The organism is Streptomyces monashensis (genome assembly GCF_001866665.1).
In the GTDB taxonomy this organism is placed as follows: domain Bacteria; phylum Actinomycetota; class Actinomycetes; order Streptomycetales; family Streptomycetaceae; genus Streptomyces; species Streptomyces monashensis.
The window spans coordinates 42,513-55,671 of the sequence record NZ_MLYO01000068.1; the positions used below are offsets into that span (position 1 = coordinate 42,513).

The following is a 13,159-nucleotide window of genomic DNA, read 5'->3' on the forward strand; positions in this document are numbered from 1 at the left end:
GCGTCGTCCGGCTCGTTCCCGGCCTCAGGTCCGCCCGTCCCGCGCCCGCGTCCCCCGCTCCCGCGCGCCCTCGGTGTGCAGGGCGTCCGCCGCGTCGTTCATCGGCTGGGGGACGCCCGCGAGGTCCAGCACGAACAGCGGGACGGCCAGGGCGGCCGCGCGCCGGCGGGCGTCGTCCGTGTAGCCGGCCAGCGAGAAGTACACGCAGTCCGCGGACTCCGTCATCGCCGTCAGCCACAGGCACTCCACGTCCCTCGGCGCCGCCGGGCGGACGGTCGGGTCCACCTGGGCGAGCAGCCCGTGGGCGGCCAGCCCGATGCCGTTCGGCGGCCGCTGGTCGGCCCGCCGGATGTCCCGGTAGCCGAGCCAGCGCAGATACAACGCGGCGGTGGTGACGGCGTCCCGGGCGGTACGGATGACGCGCGGCTGGAACGCCGGCCGGGAAACCGCCCCCCACCCCGCGCCGCCCGCCCCCGGCATCACCCCTGGCGCCTCTCCGGCTCCGGCCGCGGACGAATCGGGTCCGGGCGGTGTCCCGGGTTCGGTTCGGGTTCCGTGTCCGGTCGGGGTGCCGTGTCCGGGGGGCGTCTCGCCCTTGGTCGGGGCGCCGTGTGCGGGGGGTTTCTCGCGCTCGGTCGGGGCGCCGTGTGCGGGCGGGGTTCCACGTCCGGCCGGTGTCCCGTGTTCGGTCGGGGCGCCGCGTTCGGCAGGTGTCCCGTGCCCGGTCGTGGTCCTGTGCGCGGGCCGGGTTCCACGTCCGGCCGGTGTCCCGTGTTCGGCCGGTGTCCCGTGCCCGGTCGTGGTCCTGTGCGCGGGCCGGGTTCCACGTCCGGCCGGTGTCCCGCCTTCGGCCGGTGTCCCGTCTTCGGCCGGGGCCCCACGTCCGGCTGGTGTCCCGTGTTCGGCCGGGGTCCCGTTTCTCGTCGGCACCTCGCCTGTGGCCGCGGCTGCGCCTTCCGGGGGGACGCTGCCTTCCGTCGGTGGCTCGCCTCCGGCCGGCACACCGCGTTTCGGCGACACCCCGCCTCCCGCGGGCACCCCGCCTCCCACCGGCATCTCCCGTCCGGCCGGTGCCTCGCCCGCCTCCGGTACCGGGCCTGTCTCCTGTGCCCATCCTGCCCCCGGCACCAGGCCCGTCTCCTGTGCCGGCTCCGAGGGTGATGCCGCGCCCGAGGCGGGCGTGGGTGCCGATGTCCTGTCCGGCTGAGTCCCCGTGCCCGGTACTGCGTCCGGCCCCGCGGCCCCCGGCCCCGACGCGGGCTTCGGTGCCGGTCCGGCGCCCGCCCCGGCCGCCGAGGCCGCGCCCGGCTGTGTCCCGGTGCGCGCCCCGGATTCCCGCTCCGGCTGCTCCGCCCCCGCCGCTGGGCCCGGCCGGGAGGAGCCGGTGACCGGGATGCGCAGGACCGTGCCGCAGGGGCAGCCCAGTTCCGGGTGGGGCCAGTGGCTCCGGCGGCCGCAGGCGGTGCACGGCACCGCGATCCACTCGTCGTCCCAGGCGCGGTGGACCGTCACGACCGGCTCGGCGGTCGGATCGAGGCGCGGCGCGGTGGGGGCGCCGCACGCGCACGGATAGACCGGCGCGGTGTAGACGTACTCGCGCCGACAGGCCGGACAGCGCACCGGCACGCTCTCGGGCATGGCCCACTCCCAGGCGTCGCGTCGGGACAGCGCTGCCCATGGTCCTCCTCTCCTGCCCCGCTTGTCCGGCGCTTGCCGGGTCTTCGCCGATTCGCGGCCATCTCCGGTGTCTCTTGACGGCTTTCGCCCGCCCCCCTACATTGTTTCCAGATAGCAGAAATTAAATTCCGCAATACGGAAAACTAGCGAACATCACGGACGTGGCTGTGCTCACCGCGGGGCGCGACGGGAGTACGCATCCGACAGCCGAAGCAGGAGTACTCGATGGCACGTATGACCGCTGCCCGCGCGGCAGTTGAGATCCTCAAGCGCGAGGGCGTCACCGACGCCTTCGGTGTGCCGGGAGCGGCGATCAACCCCTTCTACAAGGCGCTCAAGGAGGGTGGCGGCATCCAGCACACCCTCGCCCGCCACGTCGAGGGCGCCTCGCACATGGCCGAGGGCTACACCCGTACCCAGCCGGGCAACATCGGCGTCTGCATCGGCACCTCCGGCCCCGCCGGCACCGACATGATCACCGGTCTGTACTCCGCCATCGGTGACTCGATCCCGATCCTGTGCATCACGGGCCAGGCGCCCACCAGCGTGATCCACAAGGAGGACTTCCAGGCGGTCGACATCGCCTCGATCGCCAAGCCGGTCACCAAGATGGCGGTGACCGTCCTGGAGGCCGCCCAGGTCCCCGGCGTCTTCCAGCAGGCCTTCCACCTGATGCGCTCCGGCCGCCCCGGCCCGGTCCTGATCGACCTGCCGATCGACGTCCAGCAGACCGAGATCGAGTTCGACCCGGACACGTACGAGCCGCTGCCGGTCTACAAGCCCGCCGCGACCCGCGCCCAGATCGAGAAGGCCCTCTCCTTCCTGCTCGCCGCCGAGCGCCCGGTCATCGTCGCCGGCGGCGGTGTCCTCGGTGCCGACGCCGCCGACCTGCTGGTCGAGTTCGCCGAGCTGACCCAGACCCCGGTCGTGCCGACCCTGATGGGCTGGGGCGCGCTGCCCGACGACCACGAGCTGAACGCCGGCATGGTCGGCGTCCAGACCTCGCACCGCTACGGCAACGCCAACTTCCTGGAGTCCGACGCCGTCCTCGGCATCGGCAACCGCTGGGCCAACCGCCACACCGGCTACAAGCTGGATGTCTACCGCGGCGAGCGGAAGTTCGTCCACGTCGACATCGAACCCACTCAGATCGGCAAGATCTTCCCGCCGGACTACGGTGTCGTCTCCGACGCGAAGGCCGCGCTGGAGCTGTTCATCGAGGTCGCGAAGGAACTGAAGGCGGCGGGCAGGCTGCCCGACCGCTCCGCGTGGGTGGCCTCCACCCAGGAGCGCAAGGCGACCCTCCTGCGCCGTACGCACTTCGACGACGTGCCGATGAAACCGCAGCGCGTGTACGAGGAGATGAACAAGGCCTTCGGCCCGGACACCCGCTACGTCACCACGATCGGCCTCTCCCAGATCGCGGGCGCGCAGATGCTGCACGTCTACAAGCCGCGCCACTGGATCAACTGCGGCCAGGCCGGCCCGCTCGGCTGGACCATCCCGGCCGCGATCGGTGTCGCCAAGGCCGACCCGGACTCCCCGGTCGTCGCCCTGTCCGGGGACTACGACTTCCAGTTCCTGATCGAGGAGCTGGCCGTCGCCGCCCAGCACCGGATCCCGTACGTCCACGTCCTGGTGAACAACGCCTACCTCGGCCTGATCCGCCAGGCCCAGATCGGTCTGGACATCAACTTCCAGGTCAACCTGGAGTTTGAGAACATCAACGCCCCCGAGCTCGGCGTCTACGGCGTCGACCACGTCAAGGTCGCCGAGGGCCTCGGCTGCAAGGCGATCCGGGTCACCGAGCCGGACCAGCTGGGCGCGGCCTTCGAGCAGGCGAAGAAGCTGGCCGCCGAGTACCGGGTGCCGGTCGTCGTCGAGGCGATCCTCGAGCGGATCACCAACATCTCGATGAGCCGCACCATGGACATCAGCGACATCTCCGAGTTCGAGGACCTGGCCACCGAGCCGGGCCACGCGCCGACCTCGATCAAGCCGCTGAAGGTCTGACGGCCGTAGCGCCGGCACGCCGACAAGCCGAGGGCGGCCCGTCCGTGAGGACGGGCCGCCCTTCGGCGTTCCCGCACCCCCGCACGGGACCGGCCGTTCGGCACCTCTCCACCTCTCTCTACACCTCGTGTTCCGACAGCCCCGGCCAGTCGTCGGGACCGCCGCCCTGCCACTCGATCAGGTCGCTCTCCTCCACCTCGATGCGGTCCAGGTCCGCCAGCCGCAGGATCTCCACGACATCGTCCAGATGGGAGGCGATCCCCAGCGTCACCTCGCCCTCGGTGACCCGCCGGGAGCCGTCCAGGGCGGGGGAGTGGACCACGATGTGCGGGTACTGCGTCGGATTGCCCATGCCCCCAGCGTGCTGCGGAGCCGCCCGACGCGCACGCCGGGGCCGTGACGCCCTCCGATAGCGTGTCCGGGTGCAGAGAGACAGTCGTACGTGGGCCGTGGGCCGCACGGTGGCCCTGGCGGCGATGGCGCTGTTCGGGGTGGCCCTCCTCGTGGGCACCCTCCGTGAGGTCGCGCAGGCCGACAGCCGGATATCGGCCCTCCGCGATCACGGGCGCAGGGTGCCTGGCGGCGCCGTTGTCAGCTACGCGTGCTCGACGGGCCGTGGCGCCTCGTGCTCCGCGAGCAGCGTGATGCTCAGTTTCCGAGCCGGCGACGGGGACGACGAGTATGTCCGGGAGGACGAACTGGCGGACTCGCTCTACGTGCCGAGCGGCCGCCCGTCCGAGGACGACGGGCTGGTGCGCACCACCGTCGTCTACGACCCCGCCGATCCGGCGAACGCCCAGGCGGCCGGCGCCCTGCACCGGGGCGTCGTGGACTTCGTCGCGGACCGCTGGTTCCCCATCGCCCTCGGCGTGGTGCTGACCGGGGTCGGCGCGGCCGCACTCGTCATCGACCGGGCCTGAGTCCGGGGGAGACCGGGACGCACGGCAGCGCCCCCGGACCGACCGGTCCGGGGGCGCTGCCTCGGTGTGCTGACAGCCGTCCGACGGCGCGAGGCTGGGCGCGACAGGTCGTTCGCGCCGCCGGACGGGGCTGGTGGGGACCCCTGAGCGGGGTCCGGGTGGGACCGCGGCGGATGCGACGGAACCGGGTCCCCCTTTCCCTCTGGTCGAGAAGGGGGACACGGGTCCTTCACCACCGCACTGGCTCGCATGCCGCCGCGGTCCTCGCCCTGCCCGCGCCGGCCGCTCGCCGGCCACCCCTCATCCGGGCCGCCGGGCGTCCTGCGCGGGCCGCGTGCGGAGTTGCTGACCTCCCGTCAGACTCCGTACGCCGCTCGGGTGTTGCTGTCGCCGTTCGCTCAGTCCTCGCGCAGGGCGCGGACCGCCTCCTCGACGCGCTTGCCGTACTCCGGGTCGGCGGCGTGGAAGTGGGCCAGGTTCTTCTCGATCACGTCGTCGCGGGACACCTGCGACAGGCCGCCGGCGATGTTCGCGACCAGGCGGGACTTCTCGTCCTCGGACATCAGGCGGTACAGCTCGCCCGCCTGGAAGAAGTCGTCGTCCTTGGTGTGCAGGGGCGCCTCGTGGGTGCCCGTGTGGCCGGAGACGGCCAGCGGGGCCGACAGCGGGCGGCCCGTCTCGGCCGGGCCGTCGTAGGAGTTCGGCTCGTAGTTCTTGGCGCCGCGGCCCTGGCCGTTGACCGCCATGAGGCCGTCGCGGCCGTAGTTGAGGGCACCGCCCTCGACCGCCTTCGGGGCGTTCACGGCGAGCTGGGTGTGGTTGACGCCCAGGCGGTAGCGGTGCGCGTCGGCGTAGGCGAACAGGCGGCCCTGCAGCATCTTGTCGGGGGAGGGGCCGATGCCCGGAACGAAGTTGTTCGGGGAGAACGCGGCCTGCTCGACCTCGGCGAAGACGTTGTCCGGGTTGCGGTCGAGGACCAGGCGGCCCACGCGCTGGAGCGGGTAGTCCTTGTGCGGCCAGATCTTGGTCAGGTCGAACGGGTTGAAGCGGTAGTCCGCCGCCTCGGCCGCCGGCATGAGCTGGACGTACAGGGTCCAGGACGGGTGCACCCCGCGCTCGATGGCCTGGAGCAGGTCCGTCTGGTGCGAGGCGGCGTCCTTGCCCGCCAGCTCCGCGGCCTGCTCGCTGCTGAGCGAGCGGATGCCCTGGTTGGTCTTGAAGTGGTACTTGACGAAGAAGGCCTCGCCCTGGGCGTTCGTCCACTGGTAGGTGTGCGAGCCGTAGCCGTTCATGTGGCGGTACGACGCCGGGATGCCGCGGTCGCCCATCAGCCAGGTCACCTGGTGCGTGGCCTCCGGGGCGTGTGCCCAGAAGTCCCAGACGTTGTCCGGCTCCTGCCTGCCCGTGAACGGGTCGCGCTTCTGCGAGTGGATGAAGTCGGGGAACTTGATCGGGTCCTTGATGAAGAACACCGGGGTGTTGTTGCCGACGAGGTCGTAGTTGCCCTCCTCGGTGTAGAACTTCAGGGCGAAGCCGCGCGGGTCACGGACGGCGTCGGCGCCGCCGAGGGAGTCGGCGACCGTGGAGAAGCGCGCGAACACCTCGGTGCGCTTGCCGATCTCGCTCAGGAAGCCGGCGTGGGTGTAGCCGGTGACGTCGTCGGTCACCTCGAAGTGGCCGTACGCGCCGGAGCCGCGGGCGTGCACCACGCGCTCCGGGATGCGCTCGCGGTTGAAGCGCGCGAGCTTCTCCAGGAGGTGCTGGTCCTGGAGGAGGAGCGGGCCGCCGACGCCGGCGGAGGCGGAGTTCTGGTTGTCGGCGACCGGGGCGCCGGACTCTGTCGTGAGCACGCGCTTCGACATCAGGGACCTTCCGTACGAGTGGCAGCGGAAAACTGTTTCCGCTTTGTGGAGCCTAAGTTCGGGCCCTCCGGGCGTCAACAGTTTGTTGAAGCTCGGGGCGGCGGAATGTGTTCCGGGCCGCGGCGGCGCCTGGGCGCGACAGGACAGGTGTCGGCGCCGCCGCGGCCCGGAAGTCTCGGGAGCGTCAGACCTGGGCGCCGGAGAGGCGCTCCACGGCGCGCAGCAGGGCCGAGTGGTCCAGGCCGCCGTCGCCCTGGGCGCGCAGCGAGGCGACCAGCTGGGCGACCACGGCGCCGACCGGCAGGGCCGCGCCGACGTTGCGGGCGGCGTCCGTGACGATGCCCATGTCCTTGTGGTGCAGGTCGATACGGAAGCCCGGCTTGAAGTCGCGGTTCAGGAAGTTGTCCTTCTTGCGCGTCAGCACGGTCGAGCCGGCGAGGCCGCCGTTGAGGACGTCGAGCGCGGCCGTGAGGTCCACGCCCGACTTCTCCAGGAAGACCACGGCCTCGGCGCACGCCTGGATGTTCACGGCGACGATCAGCTGGTTGGCCGCCTTCACGGTCTGGCCGGAGCCGTGCGGGCCGCACAGCACGATGGTCTTGCCGAGCGCATCGAGGACGGGCTTCGCGATGTCGAAGTCGGCCTGGGTGCCGCCGACCATGATCGACAGCACGGCCTCGATGGCGCCGGCCTCGCCGCCGGACACCGGGGCGTCGAGCACCCGGATGCCCTTGTCCCCGGCGGCCTTCGCCAGGTCGACGGAGGTCTGCGGGGTGATCGAGGACATGTCGATCAACAGGGCGCCCTGCCGCGCGTTCTCCAGGATGCCGTCGGGGCCGTAGGAGATGGCCTCGACCTGCGGGGACGCGGGCACCATCGTGATGATCACGTCGGCGTCGCGCACGGCCGCGGCGATCGAGGGGGCCGCGGTGCCGCCGGCGGCGGCCAGGCGGTCCAGCTTGTCCTGCTCCAGGGTGAAGCCGGTGACGTCGTAACCCGCCTTGATCAGGTTCTCGGACATGGGGGAGCCCATGATGCCGAGGCCGATCCAGGCGATCTTGGGAAGGTTGCTCATTGCGGGTGCCTCTCTCAACTACCTTGGAAAGTCAGGGGGTTCAGCGGGCGGCGCGGGCCTGGCGCGGCAGCCACCCGAAGGCCTCGGCGCTGGGCCTGTCGCCCGGCTTGTACTCCAGGCCCACCCAGCCGTCGTAACCGGCCTTCCGCAGCTGGTCGAGCAGCTCCTCCAGCGGGAGCGAACCGGTGCCGGGGGCGCCGCGGCCGGGGTTGTCCGCGATCTGGACGTGACCGGTCTTCGCCGCGTACCGCTCGATCACCGAGGGCAGGTCCTCGCCGTTCATGGACAGGTGGTACAGGTCCATCAGGAACGTCGCGTTCCCGAGGCCCGTCGCCTCGTTGACCTTGTCCACGATCTCGATCGCCTTGGGCGCGCTCACGATCGGGCACTTCGGCGACTCGGGCTGGTTGAGGGCCTCGATCAGGATCGTGCCGCCGACCCGGCCGACGGCCCGGGCCGCGAGGACCAGGTTCTCCAGGGCGAGCGCGTCCTGCTCGGCCGGATCCACGCCGTCGACGCGGTTGCCGTACAGGGCGTTGAACGTCGTGCAGCCCAGGGACTGGCCGAAGGCGACGGCCACGTCGATGTTGGCGCGGAACCGGTCCGACTCCGCACCGGGGATCGACAGGGCGCCGCGGTCCGGGCCCGGCAGCTGTCCGGCGTAGAAGTTCAGGCCCGTGAGCCGGACGCCCGCGTCCTCGATCGCCTTCCTCAGGGCGTCGAGCTCGGCCTGCTCGGGGGTGGGGGAGTCGACCCAGGGCCACCACAGCTCGACCGCCGTGAAGCCCGCCGCGGCGGCCGCCGCGGGGCGCTCCAGGAGCGGGAGTTCCGTGAAGAGGATCGACAGGTTGACGTTGAAGCGCTGGTCTGCGAATCCCATCGGGGGCCGCGCTCCCTTCCGTGATCGACGTCGCCGAGCTTCCTTATTCCGTATTATGGAAGTTCGTTTCTGCGTAACGGAAGATTGCCGTCGGATGTCGATGCTTGTCAAGGGGGTCGGCCGCCGGGCGCCCGAAAAGGCCTGTGCCGAGCGGGGCGGGTGGAGGTGCGGCGTCAGCCGATGCGGAGATCGAAGTCGGCGCCGGCGATCCGGCGAACGGCCTTGTTCGACAGCTCTGCGACATCACGTGAGCTCTGCGGCATCACGTGCGAACCCTTTCCGTGGTCACCGCGGTGGCGGCGGCCCGGCGCCCGGTGGTGGCGGCGCCGAGGACGAGGACGGCCGCTCCGCAGCCGGCGATGATCCACCAGGCGGCCGGGCCCGACCCGGCGGCGACCGTGGCGCCGATCACCGCGACGCCGAGCGAGGAGCCGATCTGCCGGCTGGTCGCGGCGATGGCGGCGGCGACCCCCGCCTGGGCGCGTGGCATGCCGGACACCGCTGTGTAGGTGATCGGCGCGTTGACGAAGCCGAACCCGAGGCCGAACAGCAGGTACGTGAGGGAGAGGAGGGTGTCCGAGGGGTGGGCGGAGCGGGTGGCGACGACGGCCAGCACACCGCTGGCGGTGATGCCGGTCCCCGCGACGAGCAGGGGGGTGCGCGGGCCGCGGCTGCCCACGATCCGCCCGGACAGCGGCGGGCACACCAGGGACAGTACGGCCATCGGCAGCAGGTGCACCCCGGCACCCAGCGCGCTCAGTCCCAACTCATGCTGCAGGTAAAGGGTGTTGGTGAACAGGAAGCCGCCGAGCGCGGCGAAGGCGAGGACCGCTGTCGCGGTGGCCCCGCTGAAGGATGCGCTGCGAAACAGCCGCGGCTCGATCAGCGGTTCGGCGCGCCGGTTCTCGTACGGTACGAAGGCGGCGAGCGCGCACGCCGCGACGGTCAGGCAGGCCACGATCGGCGGTGCGGTCCAGCCCTCGCCGGGTGCCTCGATGACGGCGTAGGTCAGCGCGCCGAGCAGGACGATCAGCAGGAGCTGTCCCACCGGGTCCGCGCGTCGGGCCCGCGGTGCGCGGGACTCCGGCACGAACAGCGCGGTGAGCGCGAGCGCGGCCAGCCCGATCGGCACGTTCAGCCAGAACACCGATCGCCACCCGGCCGATTCCACCAGTACGCCGCCGAGCACCGGTCCGGCCGCCATGCCGAGGCCGACGACGCCGCCCCAGACGCCGATGGCCCGTGCGCGCTCGCGAGGCTCGGTGAACGTGTTGGTGAGGATGGCCATGGCGACGGGGGTGAGCATGCTGCCGCCCGCCGCCTGCACCATGCGGAAGGCCACCAGCCGGCCGGTCGAGGGCGCCAGGCTGCACAGCGCCGACCCGGCGGTGAACAGCACGAGACCGAGCTGGAAGATCCGTCGGCGTCCCACCCGGTCGGCGGTGGCGCCGGCCGGGGTCAGCAGCGAGGCCAGGACGAGGGTGTAGGCGTCGAGTGTCCATTGCAGGCCGGAGACCGGGGAGCCCAGGTCCCGCTGCATCGAGGGCAGGGCGACGTTGAGGATGCTGACGTCGAGACCGACCAGCAGCACGCTCAGGCAGCAGACGGCCAGGACGGGCACGCGCCGCCCGCGTCGGGGGACGGGCATGTGGGTTCCCCGCTCAGTCGCCCGGCCGGTCGGTGGCGTAGGCCTCGGCGAAGTCCCATACGACGGGGAGGAGTTGACCGGGGGTCTCGACCTGGGGCATGTGACCGGTGCGGTGCAGGAGCTGGAACCGGGCGTCCGGGACGGCTGCCGCGTACGCCCGTCCGTAGTCGGCGTCGGCGACCCGGTCGCTCTCGCCCCACGCGACGAGGACCGGCTGCGCGACCTTGGCCAGACGCTCGCGCAGGGTGGGGTCGGCCATCGCGTGCGGGCCCGAATAGACCTGCAGCGCGGCCCGGTTGGCGGCCGCGACCGCACGCTGCGCCGCGGAGAACGTGCTCGGGTCCACGGCGAACTTCGCCGGCTCGTGGAAGGCCAGGGCGGACAGCTCGGCAGGCGTCAGGGTGGCGGGGTCGGCGACCGGGTGGCCGGGGACGTGGATGCCCACGGCGTTGACGAGGACGACGCTGCTGACGCGCTCGCTGCGGAGCAGGGCGATCTCGGCGGCGATCCAGCCGCCTATGGAGTTGCCGACGACGGTGACGTCGCTCAGGCCGAGTTCGTCCAGCAGCCGTACGTAGAGCTCGGCGAGGGCGCGGACGTCGGCCAGCCCCTCGGGCCGGGCGGTGCCGCCGAAGCCGGGGTGGACGGGGGTGAGGACCCGGGCCGGCCGCTGCTCGGCCAGGAGCCCGGCGAAGGCGGCGACGGTCTGCGGGCCGCCTCCGCCGTGCAGCAGCAGGAAGGGGTGACCCTCGCCCCGCTCGTCGACGGTGAGGTCGACGCCGGGGCCGCCGGCGTCGTGGGCGAGGGTGACGGTGCGTGTGGTGCTGGTCATGGAGGACTCCATATCGGTTACTGGCGTGGGTGGTCGGCGGTCAGGATCGTCACGCGTGGTCGGTGGCGGGAACGGTGGCGTAGCGGCTCATCACCCGGACGGTCGCCTCGGGGGTCAGCTCCTGGCCGCCGGCGATCATGTCCCGCAGGTCGCGGAAGTACTGCACGTACAGGTCGGGCGTGAAGGTGTTGAGCATCACCGCCGGCTCGTCGCCGTGGTTGGCGAAGGTGTGCGGGGCGCCGGGCGGGATCATCGCGAGCGTGCCGGCCGGTGCGACGTGCGTCGTCTCGCCGACGGTGAAGTGCACGGTGCCGGAGACGACGTAGAAACCCTCGTCGTGCTGGGCGTGGCGGTGCTGCGGCGGCCCCTCGGCGTGCGGGGCCAGGGTGATCTCGCCGATGCCGATCCGGTGACCGGTGGTGCTGCCGTCCTCCAGGATGCGGATCTGTGCCGGTCCCAGGCGGATCGTCTCGCCGTCGTCCGGGCCGACCACGGAAGCCTGTGTCATTGCGGTCTCCTTCGTGAGAGCCAACTCTCAGGAAGGAGAGTAGAGGGTCGACCCTCTACATGCAAGTGAACTCTCATGACGAGTGTCCACAGTGATAAAGTGGCTGTGACGGAGACGAGCGGGAAAGGGGACGCACCGATGGCGACGCCGATCGACACCGGCCGCAGCAATCAGAAGAGGCGCACGCGGGCTGCGATCGTCGAAGCCGCGAGCAGCCTCATCGCCGCGGGCGGCGAGGTGAGCATGCCCGCGGTCGCGCGCGCGGCGATGGTCTCCGAGCCCACCGCCTACCGGTACTTCCCCGACCTCCCGTCGCTGATCAGCGAGGCCCTGGCCGGCGCCTGGCCGCCCCCCGCCGAGGCGCTCGCCCCGGTCGCGGACTCCACCGACCCCGTCGAACGGGTCGCCTTCGCCTGCGAGTTCCTGCTGCGCGGCATACTCCGGCGCCAGGGGGCGGTGCGCGCCATGATCGCGGCCACCGTCGCCCGTCCCGCGGCGGCGGCCGAGCGGCCCGGGCTCCGCTTCGGGCTGATCGACCACGCGCTCGCCCCCCTGGAGGAGACGCTGGCGGCGACGGACCCCGAGGCCTTCGCCCAGCTGAAGCGGGACCTCGCCGTGGTCGTCGGCGCCGAAGCCCTCTTCACTCTCACCGACCTGTGCGGCCTCGCCCCCGACGACGCCGTCGCGAGCGCGGTGCGGACGGCGACCACGCTGACCGAAGCCGCGGTGCGCACGGTCGGGCAGGGGTGAGCCGGCGCGTCCACGGACGCCCCGGCCGTCACCTGCGGCACGGCGGGACCGCGGGTCCGCGGGATCCGAGGCGCTGCGGGATCGCTGTGGGATCCGAGGCTCCGCGGGATTTGAATCCTGCGCACCGCGTACCGCCGCCCTGTCGGCTAGGGTCACCTCGTGGCGGACGGACCGGCGCCGTCGCGTGAAATGGATCGGCCTGCGGCAGCCCGCGACCGTGGCGCAGTCGGTCGCTGTGTCCTCGGTGTGCCCCGATGTGCCCGCTCGATGGGTGATCCGGGTGAAAGCGCAGGTCAGAAGGCTCTTAGGGGTACTGTGCGATTGAGAGTGGAGTTCACGACCGAACCCTTCGACCTGGACGAGGCGCCCGCGCACGCCCTGGCGGCGCGGGAGGTCATCGAGACGGCCGAGCTGGACGCCGTCGACGTCGGCCCGTTCGGCAACACGGCGGAGGGCGGTGCGGAGCGCGTCCTGACGGCCGTGGACGCGCTGCTGCGCAGGAGCCTGAAGGCCGGCGCCACCCGGGTCTCGCTCCAGGTCAACGTGATCGACGACGGGTTCGGGGAGGGCGGTAGATGAGCGGCGACGAGCCCTTCATCGCGGCGGTGAAGCCGCTGGTGGACGCGATGGGCGGGGAGATCCTGCCGCCGGACGAGGCGAGGGACGAGGACGTCGTCCTCGCTTGGGAGGGCGTCGACGTCGTCGCCGTACGCCTGCCCCAGCTCGCCGACTCCCTCGACCACATCCTGGCGGCCATGGAGCGCCGGCGCGGGCGGCCGCTGGCCGAGCTGGACCGCAAGGCCAAGCAGGAGGTCGTACGGACCCTGGAGGCGCGCGGCGCGTTCGCCGTCCGGCACGGGGTGGAAACGGTGGCCGGCGCGCTCGGCGTCAGCCGGTTCACCGTCTACAACTACCTCAACCGGGACAAGGGCGCGTAGCGCCCTGACGTGGCACGCCTGTTACGCGGAATTTTCAACAAAGTGTTGACGTGACG

The 13,159-nt window shown here is 72.1% G+C and carries 13 protein-coding genes and 1 pseudogene; 6 read left to right on the top strand and 8 right to left on the bottom strand.

Annotation, left to right across the window (positions count from 1 at the left end):
• Positions 1-24: 24 nt before the first annotated feature.
• Positions 25-450: pseudogene (locus tag BIV23_RS35840) on the bottom strand (hypothetical protein); the annotation flags it as partial.
• A 763-nt stretch (positions 451-1,213) separates the two neighbouring features.
• Here BIV23_RS35840 and BIV23_RS54135 point away from each other — a divergent pair.
• Together BIV23_RS54135 and gcl are read left to right on the top strand one after the other, a co-directional pair.
• On the top strand, positions 1,214-1,573 hold the full coding sequence (locus tag BIV23_RS54135) for a hypothetical protein (protein WP_071385139.1): 360 nt from the start codon (positions 1,214-1,216) through the stop codon (positions 1,571-1,573).
• 329 nt (positions 1,574-1,902) lie between these two features.
• The gene (gcl, locus tag BIV23_RS35850) at positions 1,903-3,690 is read left to right on the top strand and encodes a glyoxylate carboligase (protein WP_107471372.1); all 1,788 of its coding nucleotides are present in this window, start codon (positions 1,903-1,905) and stop codon (positions 3,688-3,690) included.
• A gap of 118 nt (positions 3,691-3,808) precedes the next feature.
• Here the strand turns inward: gcl and BIV23_RS35855 are convergent, their stop codons facing one another.
• On the bottom strand, positions 3,809-4,042 hold the full coding sequence (locus BIV23_RS35855; RefSeq protein ID WP_071373600.1) for a hypothetical protein: 234 nt from the start codon (positions 4,040-4,042) through the stop codon (positions 3,809-3,811).
• A gap of 70 nt (positions 4,043-4,112) precedes the next feature.
• Here BIV23_RS35855 and BIV23_RS35860 point away from each other — a divergent pair, with 70 nt between their 5' ends.
• Positions 4,113-4,610, top strand: a complete 498-nt coding sequence (locus tag BIV23_RS35860) for a DUF3592 domain-containing protein (RefSeq protein WP_143079184.1) — start codon at positions 4,113-4,115, stop codon at positions 4,608-4,610.
• Between the two features lie 398 nt (positions 4,611-5,008).
• On the opposite strand, the gene BIV23_RS35865 is transcribed toward BIV23_RS35860, so the two are convergent.
• From BIV23_RS35865 to BIV23_RS35890, 6 genes are all read right to left on the bottom strand, one after another.
• Positions 5,009-6,472, bottom strand: coding sequence for a catalase (locus BIV23_RS35865; protein WP_071385142.1), 1,464 nt, complete (start codon positions 6,470-6,472; stop codon positions 5,009-5,011).
• A gap of 184 nt (positions 6,473-6,656) precedes the next feature.
• Entirely contained in the window at positions 6,657-7,547 is an 891-nt protein-coding gene (locus tag BIV23_RS35870; protein WP_071385143.1) for a 2-hydroxy-3-oxopropionate reductase, read from the bottom strand.
• Positions 7,548-7,587: 40 nt separating this feature from the next.
• Positions 7,588-8,427, bottom strand: a complete 840-nt coding sequence (locus BIV23_RS35875) for a TIM barrel protein (protein WP_071385144.1) — start codon at positions 8,425-8,427, stop codon at positions 7,588-7,590.
• Between the two features lie 262 nt (positions 8,428-8,689).
• The gene (locus tag BIV23_RS35880) at positions 8,690-10,075 is read right to left on the bottom strand and encodes an MFS transporter (RefSeq protein WP_071385145.1); all 1,386 of its coding nucleotides are present in this window, start codon (positions 10,073-10,075) and stop codon (positions 8,690-8,692) included.
• Between the two features lie 13 nt (positions 10,076-10,088).
• The gene (locus BIV23_RS35885) at positions 10,089-10,907 is read right to left on the bottom strand and encodes an alpha/beta fold hydrolase (protein ID WP_071385146.1); all 819 of its coding nucleotides are present in this window, start codon (positions 10,905-10,907) and stop codon (positions 10,089-10,091) included.
• Positions 10,908-10,956: 49 nt separating this feature from the next.
• A complete protein-coding gene (locus tag BIV23_RS35890; RefSeq protein ID WP_071385147.1) occupies positions 10,957-11,415 on the bottom strand; it encodes a cupin domain-containing protein in 459 nt (152 codons plus the stop codon).
• A gap of 138 nt (positions 11,416-11,553) precedes the next feature.
• Here BIV23_RS35890 and BIV23_RS35895 point away from each other — a divergent pair, with 138 nt between their 5' ends.
• The 3 genes from BIV23_RS35895 (at position 11,554) to BIV23_RS35905 (ending at position 13,103) form a co-directional block, all read left to right on the top strand.
• The gene (locus BIV23_RS35895; RefSeq protein WP_071385148.1) at positions 11,554-12,165 is read left to right on the top strand and encodes a TetR/AcrR family transcriptional regulator; all 612 of its coding nucleotides are present in this window, start codon (positions 11,554-11,556) and stop codon (positions 12,163-12,165) included.
• 315 nt (positions 12,166-12,480) lie between these two features.
• A complete protein-coding gene (locus BIV23_RS35900) occupies positions 12,481-12,744 on the top strand; it encodes a hypothetical protein (protein WP_079173623.1) in 264 nt (87 codons plus the stop codon).
• Positions 12,741-13,103: a helix-turn-helix domain-containing protein gene (locus tag BIV23_RS35905; RefSeq protein ID WP_071373610.1), complete on the top strand. Its 363-nt coding sequence runs from the start codon at positions 12,741-12,743 to the stop codon at positions 13,101-13,103. The genes BIV23_RS35900 and BIV23_RS35905 overlap by 4 nt, the downstream gene beginning before the upstream one ends.
• Positions 13,104-13,159 lie beyond the last annotated feature (56 nt).

What these genes read in the sequence shown, in the direction of transcription:
- BIV23_RS35875 (WP_071385144.1), bottom strand. Translation starts at nt 8,427, where the DNA reads ATGGGATTCGCAGACCAGCGCTTCAACGTCAACCTGTCGATCCTCTTC.
- BIV23_RS35870 (WP_071385143.1), bottom strand. Translation starts at nt 7,547, where the DNA reads ATGAGCAACCTTCCCAAGATCGCCTGGATCGGCCTCGGCATCATGGGC.
- BIV23_RS35865 (WP_071385142.1), bottom strand. Translation starts at nt 6,472, where the DNA reads ATGTCGAAGCGCGTGCTCACGACAGAGTCCGGCGCCCCGGTCGCCGAC.
- BIV23_RS35885 (WP_071385146.1), bottom strand. Translation starts at nt 10,907, where the DNA reads ATGACCAGCACCACACGCACCGTCACCCTCGCCCACGACGCCGGCGGC.
- BIV23_RS35895 (WP_071385148.1), top strand. Translation starts at nt 11,554, where the DNA reads ATGGCGACGCCGATCGACACCGGCCGCAGCAATCAGAAGAGGCGCACG.
- BIV23_RS35855 (WP_071373600.1), bottom strand. Translation starts at nt 4,042, where the DNA reads ATGGGCAATCCGACGCAGTACCCGCACATCGTGGTCCACTCCCCCGCC.
- gcl (WP_107471372.1), top strand. Translation starts at nt 1,903, where the DNA reads ATGGCACGTATGACCGCTGCCCGCGCGGCAGTTGAGATCCTCAAGCGC.
- BIV23_RS35890 (WP_071385147.1), bottom strand. Translation starts at nt 11,415, where the DNA reads ATGACACAGGCTTCCGTGGTCGGCCCGGACGACGGCGAGACGATCCGC.
- BIV23_RS35880 (WP_071385145.1), bottom strand. Translation starts at nt 10,075, where the DNA reads ATGCCCGTCCCCCGACGCGGGCGGCGCGTGCCCGTCCTGGCCGTCTGC.
- BIV23_RS35905 (WP_071373610.1), top strand. Translation starts at nt 12,741, where the DNA reads ATGAGCGGCGACGAGCCCTTCATCGCGGCGGTGAAGCCGCTGGTGGAC.